This window comes from Candidatus Amarolinea dominans (assembly GCA_016719785.1).
Lineage (GTDB): Bacteria > Chloroflexota > Anaerolineae > SSC4 > Amarolineaceae > Amarolinea > Amarolinea dominans.
Genome location: JADJYJ010000022.1, coordinates 26,694 through 47,935, shown reverse-complemented (window position 1 = coordinate 47,935; position 21,242 = coordinate 26,694). Strand labels below are relative to the sequence as shown.

At 65.1% G+C, this 21,242-nt stretch carries 19 protein-coding genes and 1 pseudogene; all 20 read left to right on the top strand.

All coding sequences use genetic code 11. The features are described 5' to 3' along the window. Positions 1 to 55: 55 nt before the first annotated feature. The 20 genes and pseudogenes from IPM84_20270 (at position 56) to IPM84_20175 (ending at position 21,237) form a co-directional block, all read left to right on the top strand. Positions 56 to 286 (top strand): hypothetical protein, encoded by a 231-nt coding sequence (locus tag IPM84_20270; GenBank protein ID MBK9095050.1) that lies wholly within the window; start codon positions 56 to 58, stop codon positions 284 to 286. Positions 287 to 398: 112 nt separating this feature from the next. After that, complete coding sequence (locus tag IPM84_20265; protein MBK9095049.1) at positions 399 to 1,283, top strand: CPBP family intramembrane metalloprotease; 885 nt, start codon at positions 399 to 401, stop codon at positions 1,281 to 1,283. A gap of 320 nt (positions 1,284 to 1,603) precedes the next feature. Further along, positions 1,604 to 3,547, top strand: coding sequence for a hypothetical protein (locus IPM84_20260; protein MBK9095048.1), 1,944 nt, complete (start codon positions 1,604 to 1,606; stop codon positions 3,545 to 3,547). Between the two features lie 64 nt (positions 3,548 to 3,611). Beyond that, positions 3,612 to 3,755, top strand: a complete 144-nt coding sequence (locus IPM84_20255) for a hypothetical protein (GenBank protein MBK9095047.1) — start codon at positions 3,612 to 3,614, stop codon at positions 3,753 to 3,755. A 39-nt stretch (positions 3,756 to 3,794) separates the two neighbouring features. Continuing rightward, a complete protein-coding gene (locus tag IPM84_20250) occupies positions 3,795 to 4,049 on the top strand; it encodes a hypothetical protein (protein MBK9095046.1) in 255 nt (84 codons plus the stop codon). Beyond that, positions 4,046 to 4,357, top strand: a complete 312-nt coding sequence (locus tag IPM84_20245; GenBank protein MBK9095045.1) for a hypothetical protein — start codon at positions 4,046 to 4,048, stop codon at positions 4,355 to 4,357. The genes IPM84_20250 and IPM84_20245 overlap by 4 nt, the downstream gene beginning before the upstream one ends. Positions 4,358 to 4,385: 28 nt before the next feature. Continuing rightward, entirely contained in the window at positions 4,386 to 5,300 is a 915-nt protein-coding gene (locus IPM84_20240; protein ID MBK9095044.1) for a hypothetical protein, read from the top strand. A gap of 81 nt (positions 5,301 to 5,381) precedes the next feature. Further along, a complete protein-coding gene (locus IPM84_20235) occupies positions 5,382 to 5,624 on the top strand; it encodes a hypothetical protein (GenBank protein ID MBK9095043.1) in 243 nt (80 codons plus the stop codon). Positions 5,625 to 5,998: 374 nt separating this feature from the next. After that, positions 5,999 to 6,919 carry a hypothetical protein gene (locus IPM84_20230; GenBank protein MBK9095042.1) on the top strand — a complete coding sequence of 307 codons (921 nt, stop codon included), beginning with the start codon at positions 5,999 to 6,001 and terminating at the stop codon, positions 6,917 to 6,919. Further along, positions 6,916 to 7,422, top strand: a complete 507-nt coding sequence (locus tag IPM84_20225) for a hypothetical protein (GenBank protein MBK9095041.1) — start codon at positions 6,916 to 6,918, stop codon at positions 7,420 to 7,422. The genes IPM84_20230 and IPM84_20225 overlap by 4 nt, the downstream gene beginning before the upstream one ends. Before the next feature lie 123 nt (positions 7,423 to 7,545). Then, positions 7,546 to 7,920, top strand: coding sequence for a hypothetical protein (locus IPM84_20220; GenBank protein MBK9095040.1), 375 nt, complete (start codon positions 7,546 to 7,548; stop codon positions 7,918 to 7,920). A gap of 209 nt (positions 7,921 to 8,129) precedes the next feature. Then, positions 8,130 to 9,743, top strand: coding sequence for a hypothetical protein (locus tag IPM84_20215; GenBank protein MBK9095039.1), 1,614 nt, complete (start codon positions 8,130 to 8,132; stop codon positions 9,741 to 9,743). A gap of 130 nt (positions 9,744 to 9,873) precedes the next feature. Then, on the top strand, positions 9,874 to 12,105 hold the full coding sequence (locus IPM84_20210) for a right-handed parallel beta-helix repeat-containing protein (GenBank protein ID MBK9095038.1): 2,232 nt from the start codon (positions 9,874 to 9,876) through the stop codon (positions 12,103 to 12,105). 163 nt (positions 12,106 to 12,268) lie between these two features. Then, the gene (locus IPM84_20205; GenBank protein ID MBK9095037.1) at positions 12,269 to 12,409 is read left to right on the top strand and encodes a hypothetical protein; all 141 of its coding nucleotides are present in this window, start codon (positions 12,269 to 12,271) and stop codon (positions 12,407 to 12,409) included. 14 nt (positions 12,410 to 12,423) lie between these two features. After that, positions 12,424 to 12,798, top strand: coding sequence for a hypothetical protein (locus IPM84_20200; protein ID MBK9095036.1), 375 nt, complete (start codon positions 12,424 to 12,426; stop codon positions 12,796 to 12,798). A 39-nt stretch (positions 12,799 to 12,837) separates the two neighbouring features. Further along, on the top strand, positions 12,838 to 13,119 hold the full coding sequence (locus IPM84_20195; GenBank protein ID MBK9095035.1) for an SDR family NAD(P)-dependent oxidoreductase: 282 nt from the start codon (positions 12,838 to 12,840) through the stop codon (positions 13,117 to 13,119). Between the two features lie 15 nt (positions 13,120 to 13,134). Next, a pseudogene (locus IPM84_20190) lies at positions 13,135 to 14,584 on the top strand (NAD(P)/FAD-dependent oxidoreductase). Positions 14,585 to 14,752: 168 nt separating this feature from the next. Beyond that, the gene (locus tag IPM84_20185) at positions 14,753 to 16,627 is read left to right on the top strand and encodes a hypothetical protein (protein ID MBK9095034.1); all 1,875 of its coding nucleotides are present in this window, start codon (positions 14,753 to 14,755) and stop codon (positions 16,625 to 16,627) included. Positions 16,628 to 16,668: 41 nt separating this feature from the next. Beyond that, the gene (locus IPM84_20180) at positions 16,669 to 19,182 is read left to right on the top strand and encodes a hypothetical protein (protein ID MBK9095033.1); all 2,514 of its coding nucleotides are present in this window, start codon (positions 16,669 to 16,671) and stop codon (positions 19,180 to 19,182) included. Between the two features lie 99 nt (positions 19,183 to 19,281). Further along, on the top strand, positions 19,282 to 21,237 hold the full coding sequence (locus IPM84_20175) for a hypothetical protein (GenBank protein ID MBK9095032.1): 1,956 nt from the start codon (positions 19,282 to 19,284) through the stop codon (positions 21,235 to 21,237). Positions 21,238 to 21,242: the final 5 nt, after the last annotated feature.

The following is a 21,242-nucleotide window of genomic DNA, read 5'->3' as shown; positions in this document are numbered from 1 at the left end:
TGTTTCAGCAGCGTTGACGGTAGATGCATCGTCTAGCTGAGAATCGAGCGAGAAAATGAGCGTTTATGACATGACCATCACTAAGGTTCTTCAGTTGCCCGAATCGTTCGTTCAAGAAGTGAACGATTTCATAGACTTCTTGCTGATGAGACAAGACACCACCCGCTGGCAGCTGTGGAATCAGTTCACTGAGACACTTGAACTCTCCGAGATAGGCCTTTCCGATTATTTGTCCAATCTCGAAGACTATGAGAGTCGCCTGGCACGCGGAGAGATCCAGTGGTGACAATCACGCGCGGAGATGTGGTGTTATGCGATCTCAACCCAGTCATAGGCACAGAAGTCGTCAGTTCTTGGGTTATGAAGGACCAGAATGTGTCCAACGCGCAGGAGTTGCCGTGAAACTCATCAAGCAGCACCCGCTCGTGTCGTTCTTTGTCCTGGCCTACGCCATCACCTGGAGTCTGCAATTGGCCGCGATTGCCCTCGCGCCCGGCCAGGGGATGTCCCTGAGCAATGAGACCAACTTTCAGTATTTTCTCGATCTGCTGGCCGGCCGGTTGAACTCCGGACAGGCGCTGGTCTACTTCTTATTCACACTAGGCGCCGGCCCGCTGTTCGCGGCCATCCTCGTCACATCTGTGGTGGAAGGCCGGGCCGGACTGAGAGACCTGTGGCGCCGCTCCACCCTTTGGCGGGTTGACACCAGGTGGTACCTGGCCGCGCTGGGCATTCCGCTGGCCCTGGGCGTGGTCAGCCTCGGCCTGGGGCTGCTCTCCAGCGGCGGCAAGTTGGATTACACCGCGAAATTGCCCATCGGCTCGTTCATTCCGTTCTTCCTGTACATGCTCATCTTCACGGGCATTGCCGAAGAGCCGGGCTGGCGCGGGTTTGCTCTGCCCCGCTTGCAGCACCGCTTCCATGCCGAGCGCGCCAGTTGGATTCTGGGCCTCCTGTGGGGCGTCTGGCATTTTCCTTTCATCATCTACTACAACCTGGCCGCCGGCCCGGCGCCGCTGATCGCCTCGCTGCTTGGGCTGACGATGGGCATCATCGGCTGGACCATCGTCAACACCTGGCTCTACAACAACACCGAGAGCGTGTGGATCATGATCCTGCTGCACGGCTGGGGCAATGCGGTGCAGTCGTACCTGGTGCTTTCGTCCAACAACTACGCAGCGCAGACGCTGTACGGCATCCTGCCCTGGGCCATTGCCATTTTCCTCGTGCGCAAATACGGCAAGGAAAACCTGGCCCCGCGCCCCCGCCCGACCCGCGCCTGATCCTGGCGGCTGTTACTGTTCGTACACGGATTCACGCGGATGGACACGGATTCTTCCCGTCTTTGCGGTGAGTAGAGTTTGCTGCACCGGTTTGTGAATTCATCCTCGCGCCGTCACACCAGGGCCGCAATCTACGTCAATCTCCACATCACCCCATTGCGTTCCGGCGCCATTGTATTTCGGCATAGACAACCATCTCATATCACCCGCCAGAGATACGGGGCGCTTCCTCATTCACCATTGCCGTTTGCGACCGAGAAGATACCCCGCCTGCGAAAAGGTGAGCAGTCATCACCGGGTTTGGCGTAGGAGGTGTGGAAATGAATTTTGTGTTTCGTGTGACTGCGCCGGCAGCCGTGTGGCTGGTCGTTGCGCTATCGCTGGGCCTGGCGATAGTCGCGGCGCCGGCGCTGGCCCAGGCCGTCTACAACCCGCGCTACGATGTCAACGGCGACGGAACGATCAGCGTTGTGGACCTGCAGATTGTGGCCGCGGCCTGGGGGACCAGCGGCAATCCCTACAACGATCGGGAGCTGATCGTGGCCAAAGAAGGGGGCGAGTATCTGACCGTCGGCGCAGCCGTGGCCGCGATCAACGCGGCCGGCAACGCCAGCGCCGGCAGCCCCTACGTGGTCCGCGTCCTGCCCGGCTCGTACGTGGAAGCGGTGACGCTGCCGAGTTTCACGCACCTGTTGGGGAGCGGCGAGGAGACCACCATCATCAGCAGCACGGTAGGAAACCCCATAGATGCGCTCAACTTTCCCACCGCGACGCTGGTGCTCAGCGACCAGAGCCGCGCCAGCCAGCTCACCGTGGTCAATGCAGGGACGGGGTACGTCAACACTGCGGTGCGCCTGCGCAGCGGCAACGGCGCCACGTTGACCCACCTCACGGCGCGGGCGGATGGGACGGGCCAGCCGTGCTGCCGCTACTACTTCGGCCTTTACGTAACAGACGCTGGCGCCGTGTTGCAGGGCGAGATGCTCAGGCTTCATGCACAAGGTGGGCTGCAAAACGCGGCGCTCTACGTCGCAGAACAGGCCGTCGCCAGGTTACGCGAGAGCAGCCTGACGGCGCAGAACGGCGATGCCGATACACGTGGCATCGAGGTGTGGGGGAGCGCCGTTGAGTTGGACCGGATCAGCATCGAGGCCGAATCTTCTAACACCAATGCCAGGGCCATCGAGGCGACCGATAGCCAGGTTACCGTGCGCAACAGCACGCTGGCCGCGGCTGGCGGCTACGCCACCGCTGGCGCGACCAACATCAACACCGCCTTCACCCTCAGCAACAGCTCGGTGACAGTGTTGGGAGGAATCGGCCAGTCATTTGGCATCCAAGCCCTCGACGATACGGGTCTGGAAATTGAGAACAGCGTCATCGTCGTTACTGGCGGCGATATCGGCGTCTACGGCATCAGCAGCGTATCCAACTACGACAGGGCGCTGCGAGTCCACCATACGTCGGTGGATGGTACGGGCGTGGGCCCGGCTATCGGCCTGTCTGTACAAGACTCTGTGCTTCAAGTGACCAACAGCGAGATCCGGGCCCTCTCCAACAGCGGTATCACTGGCTATGGCATCCATAACGCCACCGGCGGCGGCGTACGGGTGGATTCATCCCAGGTGCGCGGGAGCATCAACGCGGTGTGGAATGATGCGGGCGCCCGCGCCGATTCAGACATCCGCAACTCGATGCTGGGGTGGGGGCTGGTGCATGTTGACGGTGGCGCGCTGACCTGCACCGATGTCAGCGACGACCAGGATCGGCGGCTGAACAAACAGTGCAATCCGACCCACCTGCTGCAAATCCTGGGCGCGGCCGGCCAGCCCGTCTTCCGCAGCGCGGGCATCACCTACGGCAACGCGCCCGGCCTCGGTAATTGGGGTACCTCACTCTGTCTGGGTTTCGCCACGGGCGGCGCCAACGACAACGCCGGCCGCCGGCTCATTTACCCTTTCAGTCTGCCGGCCGGCGCGCGGATCACCCAAATCATCACGGAAGCGTACAGTGCAACCGCCACCGGCGTCATGACCAGCACCCTGGCCAGCCGCTTTTTCGGCTCTGGCAGCAACGTCACGCAGATCGGGCAGATCGGTGTGATCAGCGGCCCCTTTGGGTGGAATACCGTGGGCCAGACCTTCGACGTCACCCTCGACGACTGGCGCAGCTACTTCATCCAGGTTGATTTCCAGACCACCAACAACATGAGCGGTACCTGCATCGGCGGCCATCGGATCGCGTATGAGCTGTATGGGCCGTAGGCGACCTACCGGAGGGTTGGCCAGGGAGCTTTCAGCACGCTCCGCTGGCTGAGAGGAAGACACGATGTCAACTGCATGTGTTTTGACTTTGTTGGCGCTGCTCATCCTGGCCGGATTGGCTGCGCTGATCGCGCCGGCCGCGGCGACAGTGCGGGACGATCTGGCGGAGCCGTCCGCCGCGACCTTCCTGCCGGTGATCCTGAAATAGGCTTGTTGTCGTCCGATGATCGTACGCGAAGGAGGCATGATGACACGAATCCAACGTTTTTTGATGGCGGTTCTGCCCAAGCGATGGGCGGACGCCATGCGCGCCGAGTCGCAGGCCTGGCAGATGCGCTGCAACAGTTGCGGGGCGACGCGCTCCGTGTGGGACGCGGGCGGCATCCGCTGGAAGGCCGCAGCATCCCGCAAGCAGGCGCTGGTCTACTGCCCGCAGTGCGGCGAGCGGCGTTCAACTACAATCGAGCGCATACCTGCGACAAACAGAGGAGATATGCAATGAACGATCAAGTTTTTCCGACTGGCAAGTTCACCTATACCGTTGGCGAGTATTCGCCCGTCGTTGACATTTACGAGGGAGGGAAAATAACCCTGTCTCTCGAAGGGGAGATCATTGTCATCAGCAAATACCAGGTGACGGGCGACCTCCTCGAAGTGGAGGATGTGGAAGGATCGTATGCCGCGCCCGAATACGGGGCGGGCAAGTACCGATGGAATCTTGATGGGAACACATTGACCTTCACGTTGGTGGAAGACAAAATGCCCCCGCGCCCGAAATCGTTTGCCGTTCCCTGGCATAGAGTGGAGTGACTGCCACAAGACAAATCAGGAGGCTCCTATGAATCTGCAATCCATCTGGTCTACGCTTGAAGAAAGTTCGGAAATTTTGGGCGACAATTATGCCTACCCCGCCGCAGACAAAGCTGCGGAGGAACTTTCACTGCCCCCTAATTTCTACAATTGGGTGACGGCGATTTGGGCATTCGACGCCAATCCGTTTTCCATCGCCCAGTTCATGCGATACTTTCCATACGGGCTTGCGCAGGTGAACGATGAGCGACTTTCCTCCGCAGTTCAGCAGGGATATTTGGCGACTGACGGTCAGGGGAAATATCGCGCAACCGAGTCGGGAAGAACCACTGCGCTTCGACTTATCAATGTGGGGAATGAAGCGATGGCGCCCCTCACTCCCATGCCAAAAGAGTCGTTGCGGACAATTGGCGATCTGCTTGCCCGCATTTCAGGCGCGGCGTTCCATTCGCCTGAACCACCCGCGCATGTTTTGATAAAAGCCAAACGAGATTTCTACGAGCGGACGGGAGTGTTCGCGACGCTCGAAGGTTTTATTGCCCACTGCTTCCTGTTGGAAGGTCACCGCGACGATTGCTATTTTGCCACGTGGAGCGCGCACGGAGTCGAAGGTCACGCGTGGGAGGTACTCGACAAACTCTCCCAGAACGACGCGCTGACCTTCAACGAACTCCACGAGAAGTCCAGCCGCCGCGGCGTGACGGAGGATGTCCACGCGGGGGATGTGAGGGAACTCATCGGGCGCGGGTGGGCGGAGGAAGGTTCGGGCGTAGTTCAAATCACAGCGGCGGGCAAACAGGTTCGGGCAGAGGTCGAAGCGGAGACGGAACGTCTCTTCTTTGCGCCGTGGTCATGCCTGAACGAGTCCGAGTTGGAGGAGTTGGCCAGTCTCGCAGTTCGATTGCGGGATGGGCTGCAAGCAATGAAAGGAGAAGAACTATGAACGAAAACACCCCTATCAACGGCGTGCAGGTTGGAGAACTGGTGGAGTTCAGAAACATGTGCGCAACAACATTCAGGAGGTATGAGTCATGACTCCCATCGTTCGTGTGACTGCCCTGGCAGTCGTGCTGATGTTCCTTGCGCTGGCGATGGGGCCGGCCAGCGCGCAGGAGCCGCCGGATGGTCCCGCCGTGGCCGCCACAGCATCCCGGTGGAGGAGGCCAAGCCGGCCGGCGAGCGCGGGCTCTACCTGCACCCCGTGGAGCTGGGCCAGCCGGCAGAGTTGGGTTTGGACTACCAGCGTAACCTCGACGAGACGGAGTAATTCGATCTGCGCGGAACGGCAAACAGAGTCCATTGCCCAAAAGAACTAGTTCTTGTGCCGCAAAACGGTAAAATATCCCTCGTAATTTCATCCCTGGCCAGACAGGTGAGGGATGTTCTTGTTCTCCCATTTGTTGTATTGTATGCTGAGGTGGTTCATCCTGTCGGCCACAGGATAACACGCGGGCGATCGTGAGGCGACACGCCCCGCAGGGGGCGTTTGTCTGCGTAGCCGCGGCTTCCAGCCGCCATGTGGCCGGGCGATCGTGAGGCGACACGCCCCGCAGGGGGCGTTTGTCTGCGTAGCCGCGGCTTCCAGCCGCCATCTGGCCGGGCGATCGTGCGTTGACACGCCCCAGGTTGTGGAGGACCGCCATGAGAGGATCGTCTGCTCGCTTCGGCCGCGTGGTTGTTTTGGTGGTGGGACTGGCCATTCTGGGCATCGCCAGCGCCCAACCAGCGCTCGCCAGGCCGGTGCCGGGCCCGTGCGCACCCGGTGCAAGTTACGACCCCGCCTGCGACGCCGACCAGGACGGCGACGTGGATATCTTCGACATTCAATTGACCGCGGGCCACTGGAACCAATCGGGGACATGGGTCAGCGACAACAACCACGACCACCTGGGCCAGAATTGGACAGGCTCCGACTCGTTGGCGATTATCGGCTCCTTTGGCTCGCCCAGGTACGCGGCGTTGGTTCTGGACAACAACCACCCCAGCGGTGACGGCCTGGCGGTCGCACAGGCCGGCGGAGCGGGCGTATCCGTCTATTACAGCGGCTGGGCCGGCATTTTCGTCGGCGCGTCTGGCGCAGGCGGCGGCAACGGCGACGGCGTCCGTGTCTGCACCGCCGGCAGCGTCGGCTCGTGCCCGATCGACACGGCCAGCAACGGGGTGGAGATCGGCCATGCCACCGGTCACGGGCTGCGCGTCATGTCGGCCGACGGCGACGGCCTTTCGGTGCAGGCCGTCGACGGCAGCGGCGCCAGCGTGCAGTCGGCCGGCGCGCACGGCCTGTTCGTCGGCGCGGCCGGCGGCAACGGCGTCTACGTCGGCTCGGCGGGCGCCCACGGCGTCTATGCGCTGACGACCAACGGCGCCTACAATGGCGTCTACGGCATCAACAGCGGCGGCGGCAACGGCGTGCGCGGCGACAGCAACGGCGCCATCACCAGCGGCGTCTACGGCGAGAACAGCGGCGGCGGCTTCGGCGTGGCCGCCAGGTCCTCAACGGCGGCCGCGCGGTCTACGGCGAGGCCGGCGCGGGCTGGGCCGGCTGGTTCAACGGCAGCGTGACGATTACCGGCACCTGCACCGGGTGCCGGCAGGCAAGCTTTGCGGTCAACACCGGCACGCGCGCCTTGCAGCCCGGCGACGTGGTCGCCGTGCGCGGCGTCACGCCGGCCGATCTCGATAACGCGGCGGCGCTGTGGGATGTGTTGCCCGCGCAGCCGGGCCAGGCCGCGGTGGGCGTCGTGGCCGGCCGCGCTGCCCTGGTTGCTGCGACCGAGCACCTGCCGGCGGAGAACGGCCGGCAGCTTCTCCCCGGCGACGGAGCGGCCGCGCCAGGCGAATACGTCGTCGTCGTCTATAGCGGGCCGATGCAGGTGCGGATGACGACAGGCGTGGCCGCCATCGCCGCCGGTACGCGTGTCGTAGCGGCTGCCGATGGCCGGGTGCGGCCGCTGGAAACCCGAACCGTCGACGGTATGGTCGTCGCCGAGGGCGCGCCGACGCTAGGCTTCGCTCTGGGACAGGCCGCCGACGGCTTGATTTGGGTGCTGGTCAATCCGCAGTAGCCTGCCCGCCGGCTCACAGCCCACCAGGCTGCACTATCGAAGAACGACACCCGACACGCCCTTGGCTTTGGGACCCGGCGCCTGCCAACGGCAAGGCCGGGCCGTTGCTCGTGGAGGAACGCAATGCTTCGCTATTGGTCCGCAGTAGTGATCATGCTGTTGCTCACAGGCTGCCAGGTGAGCGCCCCCGCTGGCCAGGCCGCCTACGGATCCCGGGTCGCCTATGCCCCCGGACAGCCCGTGAACTTCCCCGATTTCACGCTGGAATTCGCCGGCACGCGTCGCGTGACGTCGCCTCAGTATCCACGCGGCTTTCTCTACTACGATTTCACCGTCACCCGCGGCGATGAGCAGCAAACCGTCGCCTGGAGCAGCGGAACCGGCGACATCGGCCCTCAGGAGTTCAAGGTGGGCGACAAGGTCTTTCTGCTAGAGCTGGCGTTCTCCGGGACACTCGGCAAGCTTGACGAGAACGAGCTTGTCATCATCGCTCCATAGACCCCGTGAAAGCCCAACGCGACACTGCCCCGCCCCTGTCTGGCGCGTAGCACCGAGGCCCCCTGCCGGCCGCAGATCCCAGAGCCGGCAAAACGGTCTGATTTTGTATCGAAAAGCGATACCTGCTGCCGCTCGTTTTGTGCTTAAATGAGCGCGCGGCTTTGCCCGCACTGTCATCCGCACCATTGAATCACCAGGAGGTAGTCGTCATGCAGCGCAGTTTCCGTTTCGCCGTGATCTCAATCGTGTTGCTCGTGCTCGGCCTGTTGATCGGCCCAGCCGGCGCCCAGGAGGCGCCTTCCATCCCCCAGGCAGGTCCCTGTGCGCCGGGCGCGGTCTACGACCCAGCCTGCGACGTGGACCACGACGGCGACGTGGATATCTTCGACGTCCAGCTGGCCGCCGGCCACTGGAACCAGACCGGCGTCTGGACCGGCGGCGACTACTGGGCGCTCGCCGGCAACGCCGGCACGACACCCGGGAGCCACTTTCTCGGCACCACGGACAACCAGCCCCTGGAGGTGCGGGTCAACGGCAGCCGCGCCCTGCTGATCCAGTCCAACGGTAGTAACTATGGCCCCAATCTGATTGGGGGTTATAGCGGCAATAGTGTATCCGCCGGCCTGGTTGGCGCAACCATCGGGGGCGGGGGAGCCAGCGGCTACGAAAACAGTGTTACCGGCAACTACGGCACTGTGGGCGGCGGGTGGGATAACACCGCCGGCCTCGAGGGCGCCACCGTGGGCGGCGGCCAGGCCAACACCGCCGGCGGGGTGTATGCCACCCTGAGCGGCGGGTTTGGCAACATAGCCAGCGACGGATATGGTACCGTAGGCGGCGGGACGTTTAACACCGCCAGCGGAGGGAACGCCACCGTGGGTGGCGGGTACCAAAACGCCGCCAGCGGAGGGTATTCCACGGTGGGCGGCGGGTACGGTAACACCGCCAGCGGAGCGTATGCCACCTTACCAGGCGGCGCCCTCAACACCGCGTCAGGCCAGTACAGTTTCGCAGCCGGCCAGCGAGCCAAGGCCACCCACGACGGGGCGTTCGTCTGGGCCGACAGCCAGGCCAGCGACTGGAGTTCCACGAGTACTGACACCTTCAGGGTGCGCGCACAAAACGGCGCCTATATCCAGGCCAACAATACCAACTACGCCGGCATCATTGACAACGATGGCAATGGCGACGGGCTGCGCGCCTATGCGGCAACCTCGCAGGGCAATAACTTTGGCGCGGCCTACGTCACCAACTCTGGTACCAGCCCCGGCCTTGTCGCCCATAGCGGCGGCACGTATGCCGGTTACTTCAATGACCAGATCTATGTCACCGGCGGCTGCACCGGCTGTACGCTGATGTACGTGGCGCAGAACACCGGCGATGCCGCGCTGGAGGCGGGCGACCTGGTGGCGGCGGCCGGCGTGGACAGCGCGCTGACCGGCGGCGTTGATCCTGTCCTGCGCGTGCAGCAGAGCGGCGCGGCAGCGCCGGGCGTGGTCGGCGTGGTCTTCAGCCGGGCGTCGGTCACGCCATCCGAGAAGGAAGGCGAGGCGCTGGACAGCGTGCAAGCGGCTGACGGCGCGGCGCAGCCGGGCGACTACCTGCTGATCGTCGTGCAGGGCCTGGCGCGGGTCAAGGTGGCGCAAGGCGAGGCGCTCACGCCTGGCCAGCGTCTGAAGGTCAGCGACGCGGCCGGGGAGGCCCGCGGCCTGCGCACGGTCGAGGTAGACGGCGTCACGCTGGACGAGGGCGGCCCAACGGTCGGCGTGGCGCTGGATGCCGCCGAAGATGAAATGGTGTGGGTGATGGTGGCGCTTCAGTAGCCCGCGCCTGCGTTCAACACGCTCCAACCGAAGGACCGGGCAGCCACGCCTGGTCATTTTCACCCGTACCTGGCTCGGTTGGAGACCGGCCAGAGCGGCAATTTTTTGGACAAGGAGACTAACGACACCCATGAAACATCGTCATTCATCCCTGCGCCGCGGCAGCATGGCGACATGCCTGCTGCTGGTACTATGTCTGGTTTGGGTCGCCATCCCGTGGGCCGCGGCCCAGGACGCGCCGGCTGCTACGTTTACCGTCAACTCGACCAATGACGTGAACGATGGCGCTTGCGACGCGACCCACTGCTCGCTGCGGGAAGCCATCAGCGCGGCGAACGCGGCCGCCGGGTCCGACACGATCGCGTTCAACATCGCCGGCGCAGGCGTCAAGACCCTCAGCCCGACCAGCGAGCTGCCCGCCATCACCGGTCCGACGATCATAGACGGACTGACGCAGCCCGGCGCAACCTGCGCGGCCTGGCCGCCGACGCTGCTCATTGTGCTGAACGGCGCGATGGTAGGGCCGTCCACCCCCGGCCTGCAGGTAACGACCGGCGCCAGCACGGTGCGCGGGCTGGTCGTCAACGGCTGGTGGGACGACTACGGCATCGTCATCGACGGCACAGGCAACCGCGTCGAGTGCTCGTTCCTGGGCACCAACGCGGCCGGAACGGCCGCCACGCCCAATTCCGTGGGCGTGGGCATCGTGGGCGGCGGCAGCAACAACATCGGCGGCAACCTGGCCGGCACACGCAACCTGATCTCCGGCAACACCGGCGATGGCGTGTACCTGACCAACGGCGTCTCCAACAACGCCGTCTACGGCAATTACATCGGCACCGACGTCAACGGCAGCCTCGACCTGGGCAACGGCAACAGCGGCGTCGCCTTCTCCAACGCCAGCAGCAACACGGTCGGCCTGCCCAATCCCTCCTCGCGCAACGTCATCGCCGGCAACAACAACACCGGCATCGTGTTCAGCAATGGCTCGAACAACAACTCGGTCGTGGCGAACTACATCGGCCTCAATGCAGCGGGCACAGCCGCAGTTCCCAATAACGTGGCCGGGGTGTTCATCAACAACGGCGCGGGCAACATCATCGGCGACAGCAGCGCCCCGGCGCGCAACATCATCTCGGGCAACGAAAACCAGGGCGTGCTCATCTTTGGGCCCTCGTCGGGTAATTTTGTGCGGGGCAACACCATCGGCCTCGACCCGGCCGGCGCCGTGGCCATTCCCAACCAGGGGTCCGGGGTGCGCCTGGCCAGCGGCGCCACGCTCAACGTGATCGGCGGCAGCGTGGACGCCGCACGCAACATCATCTCCGGCAACGACAACGAGGGCGTACTGATCCATGAGGCCGGCACGGACAACAACACGGTCGAGCGCAACTACATCGGCGTCGCCGCCGATGGGGTCACAGCGCGGCCCAACGCATACCTGGGCGTCGCCCTGGCCACCGCAGCCGGCAACCAGGTCCTCGACAACGTCATCTCCGGCAACCTGGCCGGCGGCGTTGTAATCTCTGCGGCCGGTGCGGACAACAACGTCGTGCAGGGCAACAAGATCGGCGTCGGCGCCGATGGCGTGACCGCAGTGGGCAACGGCACCTCCCCCATCGAGGGCGGCGGCGGTCCGGGTGTCGGCATCTTCCAGGGCGATGGCAACCAGATCGGCGGCCTGGCGGCCGGCGATGCCAACATCGTCGCCTACAACGGCGGCAACGGCTTGCAGGTCCAGGAGGGTGTCGGCAACCGCATACGGGGCAACTCGATCCACAGCAACGGCGCCCTGGGCATTGACCTGGACTACGATGGCGTCACCCCCAACGACCCGCTGGACCCGGACACCGGCGGCAATCTGCTGCAGAACTTCCCGACGCTGACCAGCGCCTCGGTCGGCGGCGGCGTCAGCGTGGCCGGCACGATCAACACCACGCCCAGCACCGCCATCAAGATTGACGTCTACGGCAATGCGACGTGCGATCCCTCCGGCAACGGCGAGGGCGCGACGCACCTGGGCGAGATCGCCATCACGACCAACGGCAGCGGCGACAGCCCGTTTGCGGCGACATTCCCCGTGTCACCCGGCGGCTTCTGGCTGACCGCGACCGCCACCGACCCGGCCGGCAACACCTCGGAGTTCAGCGCCTGCCGCGCCCTGGGCTGCTATCTGGACTTCAACGGCAACGGTCGCGTGGACGTGCAGGACATCATGCAGGTGGCCGCGCGCTGGAACAACCCCGGCGCGTACAACGCCACTTACGACGTGGCCCCGCCCTTCGGCAGTCCCATCGATATCTTCGATCTCATTGCCGTGGCCGAACAGTGGAACGCGCTCTGTCCGACTTTCGAGGGATGAAGCAGAGAGGCAGGCCAATGAGAATCAAGACACTCTGGCTGATGTTGGTAATCGTGCTGGCCGGCTGCGTCCAGGTCACGCCGGCCAGCCGCGACGTGGCGACTCCGACTGGCCCGCCAGGCCATCACGGCAGCCTGGAGATTACCCCATGACCCTGTAAAACATGTTCGCGTTCAACGAGAGGGCAGCGCAGGAAATCCGCGGCGCTGCCCTTGTCGGCATCCCGAACGGAGGGCATCTCGAGGGCGGGACGCGGATCGATATCCTGTGGCCGCATATCCATCAGATCGTGACGCGCGCGTGAGTGCGGATACCCGGTTGAAGCAACAAGGTGCTTCCATCAAGGAGGCCATCAAATGTCCCCAAGGCCATCAAATGTCCCCACTGGTTCGTTGGATTCTCGCCATTGTCCTGGCGCTGGTTCTGCTCGTGGTCGTCGTCGGCATCGGTTATTTCGGCCTCCTGCTGATAGCGTTCGGCGCGGATTCGTGCAGTGAGGTCGGCAACGACGCCAGCGTGTCCCTGCTCATGGCTGCGCCCGCCGTCATGGCTTTGGGCGTCGTCGTCGCCGCCATCTTGTTCGGGCTGAACAAACGCTGGCCATGGTGGGTCGGTGCGCTGGCCGCTGGCGCCGCGCTGGGCATGTGCGGCTACGTGTCCTGGTTCGCACTGGTGTCGCAATGGTGCGGATGAGCGACCTGTTGATCACAGTGATCACAGGGAGCAAACTTCATGAAAGTCCAACACAAGGCCATCGTCGTCACCGGCGGCGGAAACGGCATTGGGCGCGAGCTGGTTCTGCGCCTGCTCGACAAAGGCGCGCGCGTCGCCGCGGTGGACATCAACGAGGCAGGGCTGCAAGAAACGGCTGCGCTTGCCGGTGAGAAAACCGAGAGGCTGTCGCTGCACATCGCCAACATCGCCGACCGTTCGGCGGTGGAAGCGCTGCCCGCTTCAGTTCCAGGCGCGGCGAGGTTCATCTCCAAACAGATGCAGTCGCTCCTGCCAGAGTGAGCAAAGGAAGACTTCATGACATCAGTCGGGACAGTAGCAATCATCGGCGGGGGCGTGGCAGGGCTGGCGGCGGGCGGACTGCTCGCGCGCAGCGGAATCAAGGTCAAGCTCTTCGAGGCCAACGGCAAGATCGGCGGCTGCTGTGCGACGACCACCGTCGACGGGTACACGTTCAACGACGGCGCGCTCTATCTCGCCTTGCCCACCATGCTGGACCACGTCTTTGCCAGGATCGGACTGGATCGCCCGTCCGCTCTGCCGCTGCGCAAGATCAGCGCGCCGCAGACGACGGTTCTGCCCAACGGCGACGTGGTCACGTTTGGCGACGGCTTGCGCGTGACCGTCGAAAAGCGCACGGGGACGGTGAACGAAGCCGTCCTGAAACAAGAACTGGACGCCATGATGAGCCGATGGGAGCCGGCTCTGCGTCTGCTCACCGAGGACATCCTGGCCCACCCGCTGTCGTTTCGGCGCATCCTTGCCAGGGGCTGGAGGCATCTGCCCAAGTTCCGCGGGACGGTGGCGGACGAACTGAAGCGGCTCTTCAGCGACGACTCGGTGCGCGCGGCGATGGCGGGCGTTCTGCTGTATACGGGCCTGCCCCCGGAGAGACAGCCCGCGATTGGGGTGTTGGGCCTGGTGACCCTCTTCAGCGACGGCTTTCACCTGCCCGAAGGCGGCATGGGCAGCGTGCCCGAGGCGCTCAGCCGGGCGCTGCTGGCTCACGGCGGGGAAATCCATGTGAACGCGAGGGTGGACAGGATCGTCGTCAGCGATGGGCGCGTGCGCGGGCTGGAGATCCGCGGGCAGGGTCCGGTCGACGTGGACGCGGTCATCTCGACCGTCAGCGGGATGCTGACCTTCGGCGCTGCTGGGCGACGCCGACTCGCCGCGCCGTTTGCAGCGCATGGCGCGCGAGGCGAAGCTGTCGCACAGCGCGTTTTCGGTGCAGCTCGGCCTGCGCAACAGAATCGACGCGCCCAGCCATTCCCACTGCTTCCTGCCGCCGATGGAGCGACAAGGCGAGGTGTTCACCCCCTGCGACGACGGCGTCAAGTGGCTGGTGTACGATGCGCCCACGGTGACGCTGCCCGAGCTGGCGCCGGCGGGCGGGAGCGTGATCGAGCTGTATCCTCCCGTGCGCCGCGATCTTCCCGTCGACGCCTGGAGCGAGGAGCGCAAGGAAGCCGTTCTCGCCAGGGCGGTGGAGGCCCTCGGCCGCGTCCACACGCTGGACATCGCCGTCAAACGCCTGGTCAGCCCGAAGGATTTTCGGGACAACCTGAACCTGTACCGCGGAGCGGTCTACGGCCTGTCGCCGGAGGTCGCGCCGTGGAATCACTTCCCGCATCGCACCCCCCTTCGCGGCTTGTACCAGTCCGGGCAGACCACCTATCCCGGCTACAGCGTGGCGCGATCCGCGATGGCCGGCATCCTCGCAGCGGAGGCGCTCCTGGCTGATTGAGATCAGCCCGGTGAATAGAGTTCACCGTATTTATATCTGAGCTACAGGGAGTGCTGGACATGGGTGCAACCTTATGGGTGACGGGTCACGCGATATCAACGGCATGGATGTTGGCGAACTGGTGGAGTTCAAGAACATGTGCGCAACAACATTCAGGAGGTATGCGTCATGATTTCTATCGTTCGTGTGACTGCCCTGGTAGTGGTGCTGATATTCCTTGCGCTGGCGATGGGGCCGGCCAGCGCGCAGGAGATGCCGGATGGCCCCGCCGTGGCCGCGTGCCCGCCGGGCGGCGGCTATGCCTCCGGCTGTGATGTAGATCAGGATAGTGACGTTGACATCCTGGATGTCCAGCGCACGGCCGGCCACTGGAACTCGACCGGCGCCTACACCGCCGGCCATACTCACTGGGGCGAGACGTGGACCGGCGCCACGGGTGGTCACGGTCTGTCTCTCGACAACACGGCGGCCAGCGACATTGCCTACGGTCTGTCGGCCCGCAGCGCCAGCACCAACGGCGCGGGGGTGTACGCCTGGGCGAACTCTCCCACCGGCTTGACCTATGGCGTGTGGGGCGAGAGCAGCAGCACTAACGGCACGGGCGTGTACGGCCTGGCCACGCCCGCCAACGGCACGACGTATGGCGTCTGGGGTCAGAGCAACAGCAGCGACGGCCGGGGTCTCCTGGGGCGCGCCACCTCCCTCACCGGCTACACCTACGGTGTGTGGGGCCAGAGCGACAGCTCCAACGGCCGCGGCGTGTACGGTATTGCCGACGCTGCCAACGGCGTCACCACCGGCGTGTTCGGCGAGAGCAACAGCCCCAGCGGTCGGGGTGTGTACGGTTGGGCCAACGCGGCCACCGGCTTTGCCTATGGCGTGCATGGCCGCAGCGACAGCGACAACGGCGTCGGCGTATCCGGTCGCACCACCGCGGCCAACGGCTTCACCATTGGTGTGTATGGGCATAGCGAAAGCATCGGCGGCTACGGCGTCTACGGCGCCGCCTCGGCGGGCAGCGGGGCCTCTATCGGCGTGTACGGCTACAGCACCAGCGGCGCTGGTTATGCCGGCCTCTTCGAAGGCAATGGCGCCGACGCCCTCTTCGTCCAAAACTATGCCAGCGGCCGGGCCATCCAGGCCGTTGCGGCGACCGACACCGCCGTGTGGGCGAAGACCAGCAGCGGCCTCGCCGGCATTGACGGCTGGAACAGCAGCGCCACGGGGCGCGGTGTCTCCGGCTACGCCAGCGCGGCAACCGGCGCCACCCACGGGGTGTGGGGCCAGAGTGCAAGCACATCGGGCACGGGGGTGTTGGGCGTGGCCACGGCGGCCAGCGGTGACACCACCGGCGTCTATGGCGAGAGTGCAAGCCCTGACGGACAAGGCGTCTATGGCAAAACCACGGCCACGAGCGGCACCACCTACGGCCTGTACGGCGAAAGCGCCAGCACCAACGGGCGAGGCGTTTATGGGGTTGCCACAGCCAGCAGCGGGACCGCCATCGGCGTGTACGGTGTGACCGGATCCTCCAGTGGTTATGCCGGTTATTTCGTCGGTCCGGTGCATGTGCTTGGCACCCTGAGCAAGTCAGCCGGCTCGTTCAAGATTGACCACCCGCTCGATCCGGCCAACCAGTACCTCTCCCACTCCTTCGTCGAGTCGCCCGATATGATGAACATCTACAACGGCAACGCCACGCTGGACGGCGACGGCGAGGCCTGGGTCGAACTGCCGGCCTGGTTCGAGGCGCTCAATCGGGACTTTCGCTACCAGCTCACGACGATCGGCGGCTGGGCGCCGGTCTACGTGGCGCGCAAGATCAGCGGCAACCGCTTCCAGATCGCCGGCGGCGATCCGGGCCTGGAGGTCTCCTGGCAGGTCACCGGCATCCGCCAGGACGCCTACGCGAACGCCCATCGCATCCCGGTGGAGGAAGCGAAGCCGGTCGAGGAGGCGGGCCTCTACCTGCACCCTGTCGAGCTGGGCCTGGACGCAGAACTGGGCCTGGACTACCAGCGCAACCTCGACCCGCCGGAGTAATCCGAGCCGGGCGGGGTGGCGCAGTCAACGAAGGAGTCAACATGTCTGGCACAATGAGACAGAAACTGCTGATGGCGTTGGCCGCAGCCCTGCTGGCGACCGTGAGCATCCATGCAGGGGCCGCGTCCCTGAGCGGGCTGACGCCCGCGCGGGTGCTGGCCGGCCCCTGCGCGCCAGGTGGAGCCTACGACCCCGCCTGCGACGTAGACCACGACGGCGACGTGGACATCTTTGACATCCAGCTCGCGGCCGGCCATTGGGGACAGGCGGGGCCGTGGAGCAGCGGCAGTTGGGACCTGACCGGCAATGCGGCAACGGCGCCCGGCACGCACTTCGTCGGCACCACGGATAACCAACCCCTCGAGCTGAAGGTCAACAACCAGCGTGCCCTGCGCCTGGAGCCGCACACAACCAGCCCCAACCTGGTGGGCGGCCACAGCAGCAACAGCATCACCCCTGGCGTCTATGGCGCCACGATCAGCGGCGGTGGCGCGACGGCCGGCCCCAATGCGGTCGGTGGCACCCACGGCACGGTCAGCGGCGGGTATGCCAACAGCGCCGGCGGGCCCTATGCCACTGTGGGCGGCGGCTACGTCAACCTGGCGCCGGTCGCCTGGACCACGATTGGCGGTGGCTCGATCAACACGGCGAGCGGGACGTATGCCACAGTCAGTGGGGGATTCGGCAACACGGCCAGCGGCCCCTGGGCCACGGTCAGCGGTGGCGGCCGGCGAGACCCGGGCAATCCAGCCACGGGCAACCTGGCGACCGACAAGTGGAGCAGCGTAGGCGGCGGGGCTGGCAATCAGGCCGGCACCAACAACGGCAACGCCGAGGACGCCTGGGGCAGCACAGTGGCCGGTGGGGCTGGTAACCAGGCTCTTCACATCGCGGCCACCGTGGGTGGCGGCGAGAGCAACGTGGCCAACGGCCAGAATGCGACGATCGCGGGTGGGTCTGCCAACGCGGCCGGCCATTATGCCGCCGTTGGCGGCGGCGTAGACAATGCGGCCTACGGCGATTACAGCACGATTGGCGGTGGGGCATACAACCAGGCCAGCGGCCATGCAGCAACAGCCGTTGGCGGTGGCCAAAACACCGCGGGCGGAGCCTATGCGACGATCGGCGGCGGCCTGGGTAACATCACCAACGCCGGCTATGCCACGATCGGTGGCGGCGGACGGACCGACGCGCTCAACTCGGCGACGGCCAACCGCGTCACGGACGATTACGGCACGGTGAGCGGCGGTGGCAACAACCAGGCCGGTGACAATGCCGGCACCACCGGCGACCGGACGTACGCCACGGTCAGCGGCGGCCAGAGCAACACCGCCAGCGGCGCGTTTGCCAGCGTGGGTGGGGGGTCGGAGAATACGGCGAGCGGCGGCACAGCCATCGTTGGCGGCGGCGAGCAGAACCAGGCCAGCGGAGGCTGGGCCGTCGTCGTCGGCGGCACCGGCAACATCGCCAGCGGCCTGGCGGCGGGCGTGTTGGGCGGCTCGTCGAATACGGCCAGCGGCAGCTTTGCCAGTGTTGGCGGCGGTTTTGGCAATACGACGACCGCGGCGTACACGACGATCGCCGGCGGCGGACGCAGCAACCCGGCCGATCCGGCCACCGGCAACCGCGTCACCGACGATTACGGGAGCGTGAGCGGCGGCGGCAACAACCGCGCCGGCAACGCCGGCGGAACCAGCGATGACCGCCCCTACGCGACGGTTGCTGGTGGGTACGGCAACGTGGCCAGCGGTAGTTATGCCGCGGTGGCTGGTGGCTACGGGAACGACGCAACTGCGACCCAGGCCACGGTGGCCGGTGGTGTTCACAACGATGCGACCGGTGACAAGTCCTTCGTAGGCGGTGGGGAGGGCAACACAGCTTCGGGCATCGGTTCGGTGGTGGGTGGCGGCGCGTTCAACACGGCCAGTGGCACGAATGCCGTGGTTCCCGGCGGTGCGTACAACCAGGCGACAGGGAATTACAGTTTCGCCGCCGGGCAGCGCGCAAAAGCGGCCGCAACGGGGCTGTTTGTTTGGGCAGATAGTTTGCCATACGACTGGGGGGTCAGCAACCCGAATGGTTTCTGGGTGCGCGCAACCGGTGATGTCAATTTCACGGTTGGTGTGGACAATCAGGGCGTGCTGACGGTTTATTGCTACCTGCACGCCAACAGCGGCGGCTGGAACTGCGTGGACCTGCGACCCAGGTCAGGCAACCAGGAGATCGTTGATGGTGTGGATACCCTGCAGCGCCTGAGCCAGGTGCCCATCTCAACCTGGAGCACCACGCACGACGACCGCACAGTGCGCCACATCGGTCCGCAGGCGCCAGATCTCTACGCGGCGTTTGGACTGGGCGAGGATGAACAGTCCCTCAACGCGCTCGACATGAACGGGATCGCATTCGCCGCGATCCAGGGGCTGTATCAGATGCTGCAGGAAGCGCAGAACACAAACCAGGCGCTGGCTGCCCAGAACGCCGGCCAACAGGCTCAGCTCGACAAGCTGAGCAGCCGGCTCGCCGCGCTCGAGCAAGCGCTGGGACAAAGTCGTTAGCCCTAGTGCGGGGCCAGGGAACATGTTTGGTTCCGCCTACGGAAACAGGCGCAATTCGTGCCCGCTTGCAGCATAAACAACATTCAGGAGGTATGAGTCATGATTCCCATCGTTCGTGTGACGGCCCTGGCAGTCGTGTTGATGTTCCTGGCGCTGGCGATGGGGCCGGCCAGCGCCCAGGAGCCGCCGGAAAGCCCTGAAGTGGGCGTCTGCCTGGCGGGCGCCGGCTATGCCTCCGGCTGCGACGTTGATCAGGATGGCGACATTGACGTCTTTGATATTCAGTTGACCGCCGGCCGCTGGAGCACCAGCGGCATCTACACCTCGGGTCACAACCACTGGGGCGAGACGTGGACGGGCGCCTCCGGCGCGCACGGCCTGCGAGTTGAGCACACTGCCGCCAGCGGCGACACCTCCGGACTAGTGGGTGTGTCCGCCAGCATGGCAGGCCGCGGCGTCTTTGGCTATGCGTCCAATACAAACGGCCAGAACGACGGCGTGTTTGGCATGAGCGAGAGCAATGGGGGTCGCGGTGTGCGCGGCCTGGCGACGTCCACCAGCGGTACGACCTTTGGCGTCTACGGCGAGTCCAACGGCAACTCCGGCAGTGGTGTGTTCGGCTACGCCTCATCCTACACCGGCACGACGAACGGCGTGGGCGGTGTGTCCACCAGTAGCAACGGCCGTGGCCTATATGGGTCTGCCGTCGCCGCCAGCGGCGCAACCTATGGTGTATACGGCGAATCCGTCAGCACGACTGGCCGTGGTGTATACGGCGTTGCAACCAGCACCAGCGGTCAAACCTATGGGGTGCTTGGTGCGTCTGACAGTTCATCTGGTCGCGGCGTCTTCGGCGTTACAACCAGTACGAGCGGTCAGGCCTATGGGGTCCTTGGCCAGTCCAGCAGCACGGATGGCCACGGTGTGTCTGGCTCCGCATTAGCCGCCAGCGGACCAACCTATGGGGTGTACGGCACGTCCAGCAGCACTGGCGGTATCGGCGTGTATGGCGCTGCCACAGCCGCCAGCGGCACGACCCACGGGATGTACGGCCAGTCCGCCAGCACCGATGGCCGTGGGGTGTATGGCCGGGCCACCGCCACCAGCGGCGCCACCTATGGGATGTTCGGCCTGTCGGCCAGCAGCGGAGGCCGCGGCGTCTATGGTCTGGCCTCATCTGCCAGCGGCACAACCTATGGGGTACATGGCCAGGCCAGCAGTCCCGATGGCCGCGGCGTTTATGGCTACGCCCCATCCACCAGCGGCAGCACCTTTGGTGTCTACGGCCAGTCCGCCAGCACCGATGGCCGCGGCGTTTATGGGGTCACGACAGCCACCAGCGGTACTACCACCGGGGTGTACGGCTGGTCCGACAGCGGCAATGGCCGCGGCGTGTTTGGCTATGCTTCAGCCGCAAACGGCACCAACTACGGTGTGCGTGGCACGTCCGAGAGCACCACCGGCCGCGGCGTGTACGGCTATGCTGTCGCCAGCAGCGGCACCAACTACGGCGTGTATGGCGCGACCGAGTCTGCCAGCGGCTACGCCGGGTATTTCAGCGGCAGGGTGCATGTCAGCGGTACGCTCAGTAAGTCGGCCGGCTCCTTCAAGATTGATCATCCCCTGGACCCGGCCAACCAGTACCTCTACCACTCCTTCGTCGAGTCGCCCGACATGATGAACATCTACAACGGCAATGCGAGGCTGGACGGCGACGGTGAAGCATGGGTGGAACTGCCGGCCTGGTTCGAGGCGCTCAACCGTGACTTCCGCTATCAGTTGACGCCCATCGGCGGGCCGGGGCCGAATCTCTACATTGCCCAGGAGGTGCAGGGCAACCGCTTCCAGATTGCGGGCGGCGCGGCCGGGCTGCGGGTCTCCTGGCAGGTGACGGGCATCCGCCAGGACGCCTACGCCAACGCGCACCGCATCCCGGTGGAGGAGGAAAAGCCGACCGACGAGCGCGGTCTTTACCTGCACCCGCTGGAGTTGGGTCAGCCGAAGGAGCTTGGGTTGGATTACCAGCGCAGCCGGGAACGGTTGGAACAGCCATAGGCGGA